Source organism: Stenotrophomonas sp. MMGLT7 (assembly GCF_021168555.1).
GTDB lineage: Bacteria > Pseudomonadota > Gammaproteobacteria > Xanthomonadales > Xanthomonadaceae > MMGLT7.
In genome coordinates this window covers 439,304-452,777 of sequence record NZ_JAJOZS010000001.1, presented here as the reverse complement: position 1 = coordinate 452,777, position 13,474 = coordinate 439,304, and the positions used below count along the sequence as shown (strand labels likewise).

At 68.3% G+C, this 13,474-nt stretch carries 14 protein-coding genes; 8 read left to right on the top strand and 6 right to left on the bottom strand.

What is annotated here, in order from left to right:
• Positions 1-49 precede the first annotated feature (49 nt).
• The 6 genes from LRX76_RS02125 to ykgO form a co-directional block, all read right to left on the bottom strand.
• Positions 50-1,285 (bottom strand): TraB/GumN family protein, encoded by a 1,236-nt coding sequence (locus tag LRX76_RS02125; RefSeq protein WP_231801358.1) that lies wholly within the window; start codon positions 1,283-1,285, stop codon positions 50-52.
• Entirely contained in the window at positions 1,282-1,821 is a 540-nt protein-coding gene (locus LRX76_RS02120) for a GNAT family N-acetyltransferase (RefSeq protein WP_231801357.1), read from the bottom strand. Before LRX76_RS02120 ends, LRX76_RS02125 begins: the two co-directional genes overlap by 4 nt.
• Positions 1,822-1,832: 11 nt before the next feature.
• Positions 1,833-2,717 carry a carbon-nitrogen hydrolase gene (locus LRX76_RS02115; protein WP_231801356.1) on the bottom strand — a complete coding sequence of 295 codons (885 nt, stop codon included), beginning with the start codon at positions 2,715-2,717 and terminating at the stop codon, positions 1,833-1,835.
• A gap of 187 nt (positions 2,718-2,904) precedes the next feature.
• Positions 2,905-3,960, bottom strand: coding sequence for an agmatine deiminase family protein (locus LRX76_RS02110; RefSeq protein WP_231801355.1), 1,056 nt, complete (start codon positions 3,958-3,960; stop codon positions 2,905-2,907).
• A gap of 122 nt (positions 3,961-4,082) precedes the next feature.
• Positions 4,083-4,400, bottom strand: coding sequence for a hypothetical protein (locus LRX76_RS02105; RefSeq protein ID WP_231801354.1), 318 nt, complete (start codon positions 4,398-4,400; stop codon positions 4,083-4,085).
• Between the two features lie 188 nt (positions 4,401-4,588).
• Positions 4,589-4,714 carry a type B 50S ribosomal protein L36 gene (gene ykgO / locus LRX76_RS02100; protein WP_005913193.1) on the bottom strand — a complete coding sequence of 42 codons (126 nt, stop codon included), beginning with the start codon at positions 4,712-4,714 and terminating at the stop codon, positions 4,589-4,591.
• Positions 4,715-4,888: 174 nt separating this feature from the next.
• Here ykgO and cmk point away from each other — a divergent pair, with 174 nt between their 5' ends.
• The 8 genes from cmk to galU all read left to right on the top strand — a co-directional run bounded on the left by cmk (position 4,889) and on the right by galU (position 13,185).
• The gene (gene cmk, locus LRX76_RS02095; RefSeq protein WP_231801353.1) at positions 4,889-5,569 is read left to right on the top strand and encodes a (d)CMP kinase; all 681 of its coding nucleotides are present in this window, start codon (positions 4,889-4,891) and stop codon (positions 5,567-5,569) included.
• A gap of 208 nt (positions 5,570-5,777) precedes the next feature.
• Positions 5,778-7,457 carry a 30S ribosomal protein S1 gene (gene rpsA / locus LRX76_RS02090; RefSeq protein WP_231801351.1) on the top strand — a complete coding sequence of 560 codons (1,680 nt, stop codon included), beginning with the start codon at positions 5,778-5,780 and terminating at the stop codon, positions 7,455-7,457.
• 72 nt (positions 7,458-7,529) lie between these two features.
• Positions 7,530-7,835 (top strand): integration host factor subunit beta, encoded by a 306-nt coding sequence (locus LRX76_RS02085; RefSeq protein ID WP_231801349.1) that lies wholly within the window; start codon positions 7,530-7,532, stop codon positions 7,833-7,835.
• Positions 7,836-7,911: 76 nt separating this feature from the next.
• Positions 7,912-8,208 (top strand): hypothetical protein, encoded by a 297-nt coding sequence (locus LRX76_RS02080; protein ID WP_231801343.1) that lies wholly within the window; start codon positions 7,912-7,914, stop codon positions 8,206-8,208.
• Between the two features lie 5 nt (positions 8,209-8,213).
• Entirely contained in the window at positions 8,214-9,392 is a 1,179-nt protein-coding gene (gene lapB, locus LRX76_RS02075; RefSeq protein WP_231801341.1) for a lipopolysaccharide assembly protein LapB, read from the top strand.
• Between the two features lie 4 nt (positions 9,393-9,396).
• Positions 9,397-10,374 (top strand): glycosyltransferase family 4 protein, encoded by a 978-nt coding sequence (locus tag LRX76_RS02070; protein WP_231801339.1) that lies wholly within the window; start codon positions 9,397-9,399, stop codon positions 10,372-10,374.
• A gap of 76 nt (positions 10,375-10,450) precedes the next feature.
• On the top strand, positions 10,451-12,289 hold the full coding sequence (locus LRX76_RS02065; RefSeq protein ID WP_231801791.1) for a nucleoside-diphosphate sugar epimerase/dehydratase: 1,839 nt from the start codon (positions 10,451-10,453) through the stop codon (positions 12,287-12,289).
• Positions 12,289-13,185, top strand: coding sequence for a UTP--glucose-1-phosphate uridylyltransferase GalU (gene galU / locus LRX76_RS02060; RefSeq protein WP_231801337.1), 897 nt, complete (start codon positions 12,289-12,291; stop codon positions 13,183-13,185). Before LRX76_RS02065 ends, galU begins: the two co-directional genes overlap by 1 nt.
• Positions 13,186-13,474: the final 289 nt, after the last annotated feature.

The window sequence follows — 13,474 nt, the reverse complement described above, 5'->3', positions numbered from 1 at the left end:
ACGACTCATGAACCCCGGGGCCGCGCCTCGGCCGCGACCTGCGCCGTGGTCAGCCGTGCAGCTTGCCGAAGATGCGGAAGCCCGCCAGCCATACGCCCAGTATGCTGCCGAGGTTGGTCAGCAGGAACGTCAGCACCACCCGCGAGACGCGGTTGCGGTACCAGCCGCGCAGCGTCTGCGCATCGTCGCGCAGCGCCAGGAAGTCGCCGTAGGCCGGCTTGCGCATGTTCACCTCCACCAGCGCGGCGAACGCGCCGGTGGGGATGCTCAACCGGAACGGCTTGAACGGCGCCACCACGATCGCGGTGAGGATGCTCAGCGGGTGCGAGCCGGCGGCCAGGCAGCCCAGCCCGGCCAGCCCGCCGGTGTACAGCGCCCACACGCCCAGCAGCTCGGTGCCCACGCCGAGGCCGCCGCGCCAGAAACCCAGCGCGATGCCGCACAGGATCACCGCCATCAGCCCCAGGGTGAACCAGGGGATGTTCTTCTTCGGCTTGACGTACTCCAAAGATTCGCGCAGCGGGCCAGCCGCCTCGGTATCGTGCTCGAGGTGCCTGGCCAGCCCGGCCAGGTGGCCGGCGCCGACCACCGCCAGGACGTTGCGCACGCCGTCGGCGCCGGGCGGCACGTGCTCCTCGCGCAGCCGCGTGGCCATGTACTGGTCGCGCTCGGCGATGATGGTCTGGTACAGCGCCGGGCTCTCGCTGGCGAAGTCGCCGAAGCTCGATTCGAGCATGTCGCCCTGCTTGAGCTTCTCGATCTCGTCCGCGCCGACCTCCTCGGAGGCGAACAGCCCGCCCAGCAGCGCCGCGCCGAGCTTGACCTTGCCGAAGAAGCCCAGCCGGCCGGCGGCGCGCTTGAAGGTCAGCCCGACCTCGCGGTCGATCAGGTGCACCGGCAGGCCGCGTTCGCGCGCGGCCTCGACCGCGCGCTTGAGCTCGGCCCCCGGCTCGATGCCGAGCTGCTCGGCCAGCCGCCGCTGGTAGGCGGCCAGCGCCAGGTTGGCCGCGAACAGCGCCACCCGGCCCTTGCGGATCACCTGCACCAGGTCGAGCCTGGCCAGTGCGTCCGGATCGCTCAGCGCCTGCAGCCGCTGGGCGTCCAGTTCCACCGCCACCGCGTCGTAGTCGCCGCTGGCGATGGCGTGCTCGACCGCCGCCACGCTGGCCTGGGACACGTGCGCGGTGCCGAGCAGGGTGTAGCGCACGCCGTCGCGCTCGACCACGCGGATGGGCTGTCCGGCCAACGCCTCGGGCGCGGCCGGGGAAACGGGGGAATCGGTCATCGGTTCGTTGGTTCGGAAGGGGGGTGTGCGGCGCCGTCGCCGAGCGCGCGCTGCATCTGCACGGTGTCCAGCCAGCGGCCATGCTTCCAGGCCAGGGCGGGGAACACCCCGATCAGGGTGAAGCCGAGGCGTTCGTGCAGCTTGATCGAGGCGGTATTGGCGGGCTCGCCGATCACCGCCACCATCTGCCGGTAGCCGCGTGCCTCGCATTCGGCGATCAGGCGCAGCATCAGCGCCTTGCCGACGCCGCGGCCCTGGGCGGCATCGGCGACGTAGACCGAGTTCTCCACGGTCCACTGGTAGGCGATGCGCGAGCGATAGCTGCCGGCGTAGGCGTAGCCGACCACCTGGCCGTTCAGTTCGGCGGCCAGGTACGGATAGCCGGCGGCCAGCACGCGGCGCATGCGCTCCGCCATCTCGGCCTCGTCCGGCACCTCGTACTCGTAGGTGTTGACCCGCTCGCGCACTTCCACGGCGTAGATCGCGGCGATGGCGGGGACGTCGGCCTCGGTGGCCGGGCGGATCAGCAAGGACATGGACAGGGGCCTCAGTCGATGTAGCGCTTGAGCAGGTCGCCGTAGGCGTCGATGCGGCGATCGCGCAGGAATGGCCAGATCCGCCGCACCTGCTCGCTGCGGCCCAGGTCGACCTCGCACGCCAGCACGGTGGCGTCCGGTCCCGCCTCGGCGATGAATTCGCCCTGCGGCCCGAGCACGTGGCTGTTGCCCCAGAAATCGATGCCGGCCGCACCCAGCGGCGAAGCTTCGTGGCCGATGCGGTTGCAGCTGAGCACCGGCAGGCCGTTGGCCACGGCGTGGCCGCGATGGCTCAGCACCCACGCATCGCGCTGGCGGTCCTTCTCGGCCTGGCCGTCCTGCGGGTCCCAGCCGATCGCGGTCGGGTAGAGCAGCAGTTCGGCGCCGGCCAGCGCCATCAGCCGCGCCGCCTCCGGATACCACTGGTCCCAGCACACCAGCACGCCGAGACGGCCCACCGAGGTGTCGATCGGCCGGAAGCCGATGTCGCCCGGAGTGAAGTAGAACTTCTCGTAGAAGCCCGGATCGTCGGGGATGTGCATCTTGCGGTACTTGCCGAGCAGGGTTCCGTCCTTTTCCAGCACCACCGCGGTGTTGTGGTAAAGGCCGGCGGCGCGGCGCTCGAACAGCGAGCCGACGATCACCACGCCGTGCCGGGCGGCCAGCGCGCCGAGGCGCTCGGTGCTGCGGCCGGGGATCGGCTCGGCCAGGTCGAACTCGTCGACCGACTCGTGCTGGCAGAAGTACGCGCCGTTGTGCAGTTCCTGCAGCAGCACCAGCCGCGCGCCCTGGGCGGCGGCCTCGGCCACGCGCGCTTCGATCACGGCCAGGTTGGCCTCGGCATCACCGTGGTTGCGCTCCTGGATCAGGGCGACGGGGAGGGTGCGTTGGGTCATGGGGATGGAATGGAAGGCGTGAAAGCGGGCATGTTACCGCGCGCAACCTCTACGCCCGCTGTAGAAGGCCCGGTAGAGCCGGGCCTGTGCTTGCATCCCCATTCGGGGAACTCGGCCGGGGTGTTCCCGGTGCCGCCCCAGCCGGGGGGATGCAAGCACAGGCTCGGATCTACTGGGAGCGGCGGACTCAGGCCGTGGCCAGCAGTCCGACGGGAAGCTGCATGGTCAGGCAGTGCAGGCTGCCGTTCTGCCAGATCAGCGGCCGGCACGGCACCTGCACGATCTCGCGGCCGGGAAAGGCCTCGGCCAGCACGGCGCGGGCCTGTTCGTCGGCCGGGTCGCCGTAGCCGGGCATCAGCACCGCGCCATTGACGATCAGGAAGTTCGCGTACGAGGCGGCCAGCCGGCGGCTGTTTCCCTGTTCATCGGTGTCGAGCACCGGCTGCGGCCACGGCAGCGGGAACAACCGGTAGGGCGCGCCGTCGCGGGTGCGCAGCGCCGCCAGCTCGCGGCCCATCGCCTGCAGCTCGGCATGGTGCGAGTCGGCCGCGTCGTCGCAGGCCTGGTAGACGATGGCATCGGTCGCGGCGAAGCGGGCGAGGGTGTCGATGTGGGCGTCGGTGTCGTCGCCCTCCAGGTAGCCGTGGTCGAGCCACAGCACGCGGTCCTGGGCCAGCCAGTCGGCCAGCCTGGCGCTCAGGTCCTCGCGCGAGGCGTGCGGATGGCGCTCGTGCAGGCATTGCCAGGTGGTGAGCAGGGTGCCATCGCCATCGGTGTCGATGGCGCCACCCTCCAGCGCGAAATCGATGCTGTGCACCTGCGCGTCGGCGAACAGCCCGGCCTCGGCGAGCGTGGCGACCAGGCGGTCGTCGCGGCTGGCCTCGAACTTGCCGCCCCAGCCGGTGAAGCGGAAATCCAGCAGCCGGAAGCCGCCATCGGCGCGCCCGAGCGAGATCGGGCCGGAGTCGCGCAGCCAGGTATCGTCGTACTCGGCAACGACGAAGCGCACGCGCGCCATGTCCACCCGCGCCGAACGCAGCCGTGCCTCGGCATAGATCTGCAGGTCGTCGTCGGCCACGCAGATCACCAGCGGCTCGAAACGGGTGATCGCCGCGGCCAGCGCCACGTAGGTGTCCTCGACCTCGGCCAGCCGTGCCGCCCAGTCGGTCTCGGCGTGCGGCCAGGCGACCAGGATCGCGGATTGGGGCTCCCATTCGGCGGGGAAACGGAATCTGTCGGTCATCGCCAACGAATACTCACGGTAATGCCCGGCCAATGCCGGGCTGTTCATTCAAATCCCCGCACAGTGACGTGCGGGCTCTTGCGAAGGGATTCGCACCTGCGGGCTGTTGCGAGGGACTCGCATCAGAGCGGCTTGGGCCCGATCTCGCCGGCATGGGCCTGGTTGGCCACCACGTCGATCACCTTCTGGCGCTCGAAGTACACGGTGAACTCCGGGTACACCCAGCGGTCGATGGCCGGCCACTGGCGCTTCTGCCCGCCGCGCGGATCGAGTTTCTGCTGCGGGGCGCCGAAGCGTGATTCGACCTCGGCCATGCTCAGCCCGCGTGCCGGCACGGCGGCGGGCCTTTCCTTGACGCGCTGGACCAGCAGCGTTTCCGCCGAGGCGGCGTGGCCGGCCAGCATCAGCACCAAGGCCACGGCAAACGGACGAAGCTTCATGTCGGCGACTCCCCAGGATCCAGGATGCGATTACAACAAAAAAGCCAACGGAAAACCGCCGCGCAGGTCATGGCGTGGCGATCGTCCAGCGGCCGCGATGTCGCGGAGGCGGACGTACCCGCGATGCCCGGAAACGAAAAAACCGCCCAAGGGCGGTTTCTCCGGGTCTTGCCGCTCGCGGGCTGGGATCAGCGCTGGCGAGCCTTGAAACGCGGGTTCGACTTGCAGATCACGAAGACCTTGCCGCGGCGGCGGACCACCTTGCAGTCGCGGTGACGGGTCTTCGCCGACTTCAGGGAGGACAGGACTTTCATGACACACCTCGGGCGTAAACTGTGGATTCGGACGGGCGACGAGGTCTGGGTTTGCCAGCCAGGGCGCATTAAGCCGGCGATTATAGCGCCGCTTTCGCGCCAGGTTCAAGCACCCCTGCGGGATACCTGCAGGCGGGCGCTACAATGCCCGATTCACGCCTGGAAGGAATGCGCATGTCCGAGTTGTCGCCCGTGTTGACCATCGATGGCCCTTCTGGGGCCGGCAAGGGGACCGTCAGCCGGATCGTCGCACGCCACCTGGGCTGGCATTACCTGGATTCGGGCGCGCTGTACCGTGCCGTGGGCGTGGCGGCCAGCTGGGCGAACCTGGACATCTCCGACGCCGCGGCGCTGGTGCGCTGCACCTTCGACACCCACGTCGAATTCGTCGAGTCGGCGTCCCGCGGGATGCGGGTGATGCTCAACGGCGTGGACGCCACCGACGAGCTGCGTCTGGAGACGACCGGCGCGGTGGCCTCGGCGATCGCTGCAATCCCCGAGGTCCGCGCGGCGCTGAAGGAGCGCCAGCGCGCCTTCCGCCGCCCGCCGGGGCTGGTGGCCGACGGCCGCGACATGGGCACGGTGATCTTCCCCGATGCCCCGTACAAGGTGTTCCTCACCGCCAGTGCCGAGGAGCGGGCCGAAAGACGGCATAAGCAGTTGAAGGAAAAAGGGGTTTCGGTTATATTCTCGGACCTGCTGCGCGAGATCATGGCCCGTGACGCCCGCGATGCCCAGCGTGCCGTGGCGCCCCTGAAGCCGGCCGAAGACGCCGTCCTCGTCGACACCACGGGCATGGGCATCGATCAGGTCGTGGCGTGCGTGCTGGAACTGCTGCCCACGGCGGCGGATTGAGCCGTGGCAGGGAGGGGGTGGTTTCGACCGCCTCTTGAAGGATGGTAGTTGCAGGAAAATCGTAGTTGCAAAGGCTCCGTTGCGCATCCGCGCAGCGGTTTTCCCACTTCACACCCCGGCTCTTTCGAGGGTCGACTAACAGGGTGGGCAGTATGCGGTCGGCAATGAGCAGGCCCGCTGTCCGTGTGTTCAACCGAGTATCTATCACATGACCGAATCTTTTGCCGAACTGTTCGAAGCCAGCCAGGCCAACCTGGCCAAGCTGAAGCCCGGCGCCATCGTCACCGGTACCGTCGTGGAAGTCCGCGGCGACGTCGTGGTGATCAACGCCGGCCTGAAGTCCGAAGGCATCGTGCCGATCGAGCAGTTCCGTAACGACGCCGGCGAGATCGACGTCGCCGAAGGCGACCAGGTCAAGGTCGCCCTCGACTCCATCGAGAACGGCTTCGGCGAGACCGTGCTGTCGCGCGAGAAGGCCAAGCGCGCGATGGTGTGGGACGAGTTGGAAGAGGCGTTGGAAAAGAACGAGACCATCACCGGCCGCATCAGCGGCAAGGTCAAGGGTGGTTTCACCGTGGACATCAAGGATGTCCGCGCGTTCCTGCCCGGTTCGCTGGTGGACGTGCGCCCGGTGCGCGACCCCGCCTACCTGGAAGGCAAGGAGCTGGAGTTCAAGCTGATCAAGCTGGACCGCAAGCGCAACAATGTCGTGGTCTCCCGCCGTGCGGTGGTCGAGAGCGAGCATTCGGAAGAGCGCGAGCAGCTGATGGAGAAGCTGCAGGAAGGCGCGATCCTCAAGGGCGTGGTCAAGAACCTGACCGACTACGGCGCGTTCGTGGACCTGGGCGGCATCGACGGCCTGCTGCACATCACCGACATGGCCTGGAAGCGCGTGCGCCATCCGTCCGAGGTGGTCAACGTCGGCGACGAGCTGGACGTGCGCGTGCTCAAGTTCGACCGCGAGCGCAACCGCGTCAGCCTGGGCCTGAAGCAGCTGGGCGAGGATCCGTGGGACAACATCGCCCGCCGCTACCCGGCCAACAGCCGCGTGTTCGGCAAGGTCTCCAACGTCACCGACTACGGCGCGTTCGTCGAGATCGAGCCGGGCGTCGAGGGCCTGGTGCACGTGTCCGAGATGGACTGGACCAACAAGAACGTCAACCCGTCCAAGGTCGTGCAGGTCGGCGACGAGGTCGAGGTCATGGTCCTGGACGTGGACGAGGAGCGTCGCCGCATCTCGCTGGGCATGAAGCAGGTCGCCGCCAACCCGTGGGAGACCTTCGCCGCGATCCACAAGAAGAACGACAAGGTGTCCGGCCAGATCAAGTCGATCACCGACTTCGGCATCTTCATCGGCCTGGACGGCGGCATCGACGGCCTGGTGCACCTGTCCGACATCAGCTGGAACACCACCGGCGAGGACGTGGTCCGCAACTTCAAGAAGGGCGACACCCTCGAGGCCGTCGTGCTGGCGGTCGATCCGGAGCGCGAGCGCATCAGCCTGGGCGTCAAGCAGCTCGAGCAGGATCCGTTCGGCCAGTACATGGCTTCGCACCCGAAGGGCTCGAAGGTCGAAGGCACGGTCACCGAGGTCGACGCCAAGGGCGCCACGGTCGAGCTGGCCGACGGCATCGAGGGCTACGTGGCCGCGCGCGACATCGCCAACGAGCGTGTCGACGACGCGTCCCAGCACCTGAAGGTGGGCGACAAGATCGAGGCCAAGTTCGTGGGCATGGACCGCAAGGGCCGTACCCTGCAGCTGTCGATCAAGGCCAAGGACGACGCCGAGATGCGCGAAGTGCTGGAGGAATACCAGTCCGCTTCGGGCGGCACCACCCAGCTGGGCGCGCTGCTGCGTGCGCAGCTAAACGGCAACAAGTCCGAGTAATCGTTGCCGATCCGCCAGGCGGCCCGGGGAATCCCGGGCCGCTTCGGCCTGTCCCACCTCCCAGAATTTCCCATGACCAAGTCAGAGCTGATCGAAATCCTTGCGCGTCGTCAGGCGCACCTGAAGGCGGACGATGTGGATCTGGCGGTCAAGTCGCTGCTCGAGATGATGGGCGGCGCGCTTTCCTCCGGGGATCGGATCGAGATCCGCGGCTTCGGAAGCTTCTCCCTGCATTACCGTCCCCCGCGGCTCGGACGCAACCCCAAGACGGGCGAGTCCGTGGCGCTAGCGGGCAAGCATGTCCCGCATTTCAAGCCGGGCAAGGAACTGCGCGAGCGCGTCAGCGACATCGTGCCGGTCGAAAGCGACCCGGCCTGAGGTCACTCGGACGCACCCTGAGCCCGATCGCGGGCCAGTCGGCTAAGCTTGCAATCCCCGTTGTCGGAGTCGTGCCATGAACCTTTTTCGTCTTCTGGTGCTGCTGGCGTTCCTGCTGGTCGGCCTGGTCATCGGTGCATTGAATTCCGAGCGCCTGGTGATCGACCTCGGCGTCACCAGCATCACCACCAGTTCCGGTATCGCCATCATCGTCTCGCTGCTCGCCGGCGCGGTGCTCGGCGCGGCGATCGTGCTGGCCGGGGTGGTGGTCCCGCTGTATGGCCGCTTGCGGCAGGCCAACAAGCTGGCGCGTACCGCGCCGGCCGACGTCAAGCCGGCCGTGGTGGTCCCGCCGCCGCGGGATGGAGTCTGATCCCGATGGAATTCCTGAACGAGTGGTTCTGGTTCTTCCTGTTCCTGCCCCTGGCCGCGCTCAGCGGCTGGGTGATCGGGCGCAGGGGAGGGCAGCGGCATGGCGACAACCAGGTCAGCCGCCTGTCCAGCACCTACTTCCGTGGCCTGAACTACCTGCTCAACGAGCAGCCCGACAAGGCCATCGAGCTGTTCCTGCACATCGCCGAGCTGGACAAGGAGACCTTCGAGACACAGGTCGCGCTCGGGCACCTGTTCCGCCGCCGCGGCGAGGTCGATCGGGCGATCCGCTTGCACCAGGGGCTGGTACAGCGTACCGACCTCAGCGACCAGCAGAAGGTGATCGCGCTGCTGGCGCTGGGCGAGGATTACATGAAGTCGGGGCTGCTGGACCGCGCCGAGACCGTGTTCACCGACCTGGCCAAGATCGACCAGCGCGCACCGCAGGCGCTCAAGCACCTGATCGGCATCTACCAGGCCGAGCGCGACTGGGAAAAGGCCATCGACAATGCCACCCGCTTCGAGGAGGTCACCGGCGAGCCGATGGGCAAGCTGATCGGCCAGTTCGAGTGCGAGCTGGCCGACCGCTACCGCGGTGCCGGCAAGCCCGACCTGGCGCGGCAGGCGGTGGCCCGCGCCTACCAGGCCGACGCGACCTCGGTGCGCGCGGGCATCCTGGAGGGCCGCATCGAGGTGGATGCCGGCAACGCAGAGGCGGCGGTGCGCGCCTTCGAGCGAGCCGCCCGCCACGATCCGGACTACCTGCCGGAGATCCTGCCGGCGATGATGGACTGCTATCGCAAGATCGGCGACCAGGCCGGCGCGCGCGCCTTCCTGTCCGAGATGGCCGAGCACTACCGCGGCATCGCCCCGGTGCTGGCGCTGACCCAGTTGATGGAAGAGCAGGAGGGCGTGGGGCCGGCGCGCTCCTACCTGGCCCGCCAGCTCAAGGACCGGCCCTCGGTCCGCGGCGAGTCCGCGCTGATCGACCTGACCCTGGCCGAAGGGGCGGATCCGTCGGCCACGCTGCAGGATCTTCGCCACATCACCGACCAGTTGCTGGTGCGCAACCCCAGCTACCGCTGCACGCGCTGCGGCTTCGGCGCGCGTACCCACCATTGGCAATGCCCCAGCTGCAAGGAGTGGGGGACGGTCAAGCCGCTGCTCAACTACGCGGTGGTGTGATGTGATGCCGGTGTGGGCCGCGTGGATCGCGCTGCCGTTGTTCGGCGGCGCCGCCGGAACCTGGCTGGCCCGCCGCTACGCGTTGCGCCGGAACCTGCTGGACCAGCCGGGGCTGCGGCGCAACCACCAGGTCGCCACGCCGCGCGGGGGCGGGGTGGCGATCGTGGCGGTGCTGCTGGCGGCGTGCGCGTGGCTGGCCGTGGCCTGGCCCGGGCAGCGGCTGCCGCTGGCCGGTTTCGCGACAGGCCTGGCCCTCGTCGCCGGCATCGGCTGGTGGGACGACCATCGGCCGCTGTCGCCCTGGTTGCGGCTGGCCGTCCACATGCTGGCGGGCGCATTCCTGGCCGCCGTCGTCCTGATGCAGGGCGGATCCTGGCTGGCCGCCGTGCTGGCGTGGGGGCTGGCCGTGTCCATGACCAACATCTGGAACTTCATGGACGGCATCAACGGGCTGGCGGCCAGCCAGGCCGCGCTTTGCCTGCTGCCGCTGGCGATCGTGCTGGGCGGGCCGTGGCAATTGCTGTGCCTGGCTGCGATGTCCGCGATCCTGGGCTTCCTGCCGTTCAACTTCCCCCGTGCGCGGATCTTTCTCGGCGACGTGGGGAGCGGGGCATTGGGATTCGCCCTGGCCTGGATGCTGGCTGAAGGATTCATCGCCAACGCTTCGCCGTGGCCGCTGCTGATGCCGTTCGCGGCCTTCTTCGTCGACGCCGGCCTTACCCTGCTTTCGCGGTTGCTGAAGGGCGAGCAGTGGTGGAAACCGCATTCACAGCATGTCTACCAGCGGCTGTTGCAATGTGGCCACGGTCATCCAGGCGTGACTTCGTGGTACGGCGCATTTACGATTGCCGCGGTCGGACTGTGCTGGTTGTCAATGCACGCCACAGGGAACAGGGGCTGGGTGGTCGCGTGGTTCATCTTCACGTCGGTAGCCTGGTGGGTAGTACGCAATGGATGTGCGAAGCACATAGGGCAACACTAGAGTGGCCAAAAGATTCCGGCACGCATTGACCGTGCAAACGATTCCGCGGGTTGCCGTGGTCCTGCATGACCTGTTCATGGTCTGGTTGTGCTGGCAGCTGCTGCACGCGGCGCGCTACTCCATGCTCAGCCAGCCGCACCCGCTGCCGCTGTGGAATACCGACACCACGCTGGTGCTGGTGGCCCAGGGCCTGGTCTTCTGGCGCATGGGCCTGTACCGCGGGCTCTGGCGCTTCGCCAGCGTTCCCGACCTGTGGAACATCTTCAAGTCGTGCCTGCTCGGGTTGCTGGCCATCGTCGTCGTGCTCGCCTACAAGCGCTTCGACGGCGTGCCGCTGTCGGTTCTGGCGGCCTATCCGCTCGCGCTCGCGGCGTTCCTGGGCGGTCCGCGACTGCTGTACCGGGCGTGGAAGGACTATCAGCTGGCCAGCATCGGCCAGCTTTCGCAGCGCGTGCTCGTGCTCGGTGCCGGCAGTTCGGCGGAAATGCTGGTGCGCGACCTGCGCCGGTCGGGCGTGTACCGGCCGGTCGGCCTGCTCGACGACGCCGCCCACCTGGCCGGCGCCAACATCCATGGCGTCCCGGTACTGGGACGGCTGGACCATGCCTCGGTCATCGCCAAGGAGACGAGCGCCAACCTGCTGGTGATCGCCATTCCTTCGCTCGATGCGGCGGGGATGCAGCGGGTGCTGGCGATCTGCGAGGCCACCGGGCTGCCGTTCCGCACCGTGCCGCGCCTGACCGACGTGCTCGAAGGGCATTCGCTGCCGGGCGAGCTCCGCGAGGTCGCCATCGAGGACCTGCTGAACCGCAAGCCGGTCACGCCGAACTGGAAGCTGATGCGCGAATGGCTCTCGGGCAGGACCGTGCTGGTGACCGGCGCGGGCGGCTCGATCGGCTCGGAGGTGTGCCGCCAATGCGCGCGCCAAGGGACTACCAAGATCGTCCTGCTGGAGATCGACGAACTCGCGCTGCTGACGATCCATGCCGACCTGCGCCGGGCCTTTCCCGACCTGGAGATCGAGTGCGTGCTCGGCGACTGCGGCGACCCGGCGGTGGTGCGGCACGCCCTGCGCATTTCCGCGCCCGACGCGGTGTTCCACGCGGCCGCCTACAAGCAGGTGCCGCTGCTGGAGAGCCAGCTGCGCGAGGCGGTGCGCAACAACCTGCTGGCGACCGAGAACGTCGCGCGCATCTGCGGGGAAGTGGGCGTGGAGACCTTCGTGCTGATCTCCACCGACAAGGCGGTCGAGCCGGTCAACGTGCTGGGCGCCACCAAGCGCTACGCGGAGATGATCTGCCAGAGCCTGGCCGCCGGTTCCACCGGCACCCGCTACGTGACGGTCCGCTTCGGCAACGTGCTCGATTCGGCCGGCAGCGTGGTGCCGCTGTTCCGCGAACAGATCCGCCAGGGCGGGCCGGTCACAGTGACCGATCCCGAGGTCAGCCGCTACTTCATGACGATACCGGAAGCCTGCCAGTTGATCGTGCAGGCCGCGGCCCTGGCCGCGCCGGGCGCCGTCTATACCCTGGACATGGGCGCGCCGGTGCTCATCCGCCTGCTGGCCGAGCAGATGATCCGGCTGGCCGGCAAGCGCCCGGGCAAGGACATCGCCATCGTCTACACCGGCCTGCGCCCGGGCGAGAAGCTGCACGAGACGCTGTTCTACGCCGACGAGGACTGCAAGACCACCTCCCATCCCAAGGTGTTCGAAGCCGGCGTACGGCCGTTTTCGCACGAGCAGGTGCTGCAGAGCATCCCGCGCCTGCGCGAGGCGGTGGCGCGCTACGACCTGCCGGCGCTGTCGCTTATCCTCCAGTCGACGATGCCGGACTTTTCGCCGCTTCAACCGGACGGACACGTCAGATCGGCTACCGTGGTTCCCTTTCCTGCAAGAGAGGCTAGAAGACACTGATGAGCAAACGTATTCGCAAGGCGGTTTTCCCGGTCGCAGGCCTGGGAACCCGGTTTCTCCCTGCAACCAAGACGGTGCCCAAGGAAATGCTGCCGATCATCGACCGGCCGCTGATCCAGTATGCCGTCGACGAGGCGATCGAGGCGGGGTGCGATACGCTGATCTTCGTGACCAATCGCTACAAGCACGCGGTTGCCGACTACTTCGACAAGGCCTACGAACTGGAGCAGAAGCTCGAGCGCGCCGGCAAGATCGAGCAGCTCGAACTGGTGCGGCACGTGCTGCCGCATGGCGTGCGCGCGGTGTTCGTGACCCAGACCGAGGCATTGGGGCTGGGGCACGCGGTGCTCTGTGCCAAGGCCATCGTCGGCGACGAGCCGTTCGCGGTGCTGTTGCCGGACGACCTGATCTGGAACCGCGGGGACGGCGCGCTCAAGCAGATGGCCGATGCGGCGGAGAAGAGCGGGGCCAGCATGATCGCGGTGGAGGACGTTCCCCGCGACCAGACCGGGAGCTACGGCATCGTGGCGACCGAGGCGTTCAACGGGCAGCAGGGAAGGATCTCCGCCATCGTCGAGAAGCCCGATCCCGCCGACGCCCCGAGCACGCTGGCCGTGGTCGGCCGCTACGTGCTGAGCCCGACCGTCTTCGACCTGCTCGAGAGCACCACGCCGGGCGCCGGTGGCGAGATCCAGCTCACCGATGCCATCGCCCGCCTGCTCAAGCAGGAACCGGTGGATGCGTTCCGTTTTGCCGGGACGCGTTTCGACTGCGGCACCCATATCGGCCTGATCGAGGCGACGATCCGCTATGCCCTCGACCACGAGAAGCTGAGCGAGGCTGCCCGCAAGATGATCCAGGATGCGCTGGACGAGGTCCCGCCGGCGGCGGCCTGATCCGCGCGCACACCTGGAACGGTCCGGCCAGCCGGATGGGCATCGGTCCATCCGGCCGGCCGGCTTACGGCCCCGGGACAGCGGTATCGGGGCGGCGGAGCTGCCGCAGCGATGATGCCGCCGGAACTCGAGCAGGTGGAGGAGCCGGCGCCGCTGCCCACGCCGCCAACCGTCCTCGCGGCCTCGCACGACGCCGCGCGATTGGGTACCATTCGGCCATCACCGTTCACCGGACAAGGTGGCCCGCGACAATCGCCGGCCGAGCGTGCGACATGAGCACTACCTCCTT

Coding starts and splice junctions, on each gene's coding strand:
- LRX76_RS02105 (WP_231801354.1), bottom strand. CDS start 4,400: ATGAAGCTTCGTCCGTTTGCCGTGGCCTTGGTGCTGATGCTGGCCGGC.
- LRX76_RS02125 (WP_231801358.1), bottom strand. CDS start 1,285: ATGACCGATTCCCCCGTTTCCCCGGCCGCGCCCGAGGCGTTGGCCGGA.
- LRX76_RS02070 (WP_231801339.1), top strand. CDS start 9,397: ATGCCGGTGTGGGCCGCGTGGATCGCGCTGCCGTTGTTCGGCGGCGCC.
- LRX76_RS02065 (WP_231801791.1), top strand. CDS start 10,451: ATGGTCTGGTTGTGCTGGCAGCTGCTGCACGCGGCGCGCTACTCCATG.
- cmk (WP_231801353.1), top strand. CDS start 4,889: ATGTCCGAGTTGTCGCCCGTGTTGACCATCGATGGCCCTTCTGGGGCC.
- LRX76_RS02115 (WP_231801356.1), bottom strand. CDS start 2,717: ATGACCCAACGCACCCTCCCCGTCGCCCTGATCCAGGAGCGCAACCAC.
- galU (WP_231801337.1), top strand. CDS start 12,289: ATGAGCAAACGTATTCGCAAGGCGGTTTTCCCGGTCGCAGGCCTGGGA.
- LRX76_RS02120 (WP_231801357.1), bottom strand. CDS start 1,821: ATGTCCTTGCTGATCCGCCCGGCCACCGAGGCCGACGTCCCCGCCATC.
- ykgO (WP_005913193.1), bottom strand. CDS start 4,714: ATGAAAGTCCTGTCCTCCCTGAAGTCGGCGAAGACCCGTCACCGCGAC.
- LRX76_RS02110 (WP_231801355.1), bottom strand. CDS start 3,960: ATGACCGACAGATTCCGTTTCCCCGCCGAATGGGAGCCCCAATCCGCG.
- rpsA (WP_231801351.1), top strand. CDS start 5,778: ATGACCGAATCTTTTGCCGAACTGTTCGAAGCCAGCCAGGCCAACCTG.
- lapB (WP_231801341.1), top strand. CDS start 8,214: ATGGAATTCCTGAACGAGTGGTTCTGGTTCTTCCTGTTCCTGCCCCTG.
- LRX76_RS02085 (WP_231801349.1), top strand. CDS start 7,530: ATGACCAAGTCAGAGCTGATCGAAATCCTTGCGCGTCGTCAGGCGCAC.
- LRX76_RS02080 (WP_231801343.1), top strand. CDS start 7,912: ATGAACCTTTTTCGTCTTCTGGTGCTGCTGGCGTTCCTGCTGGTCGGC.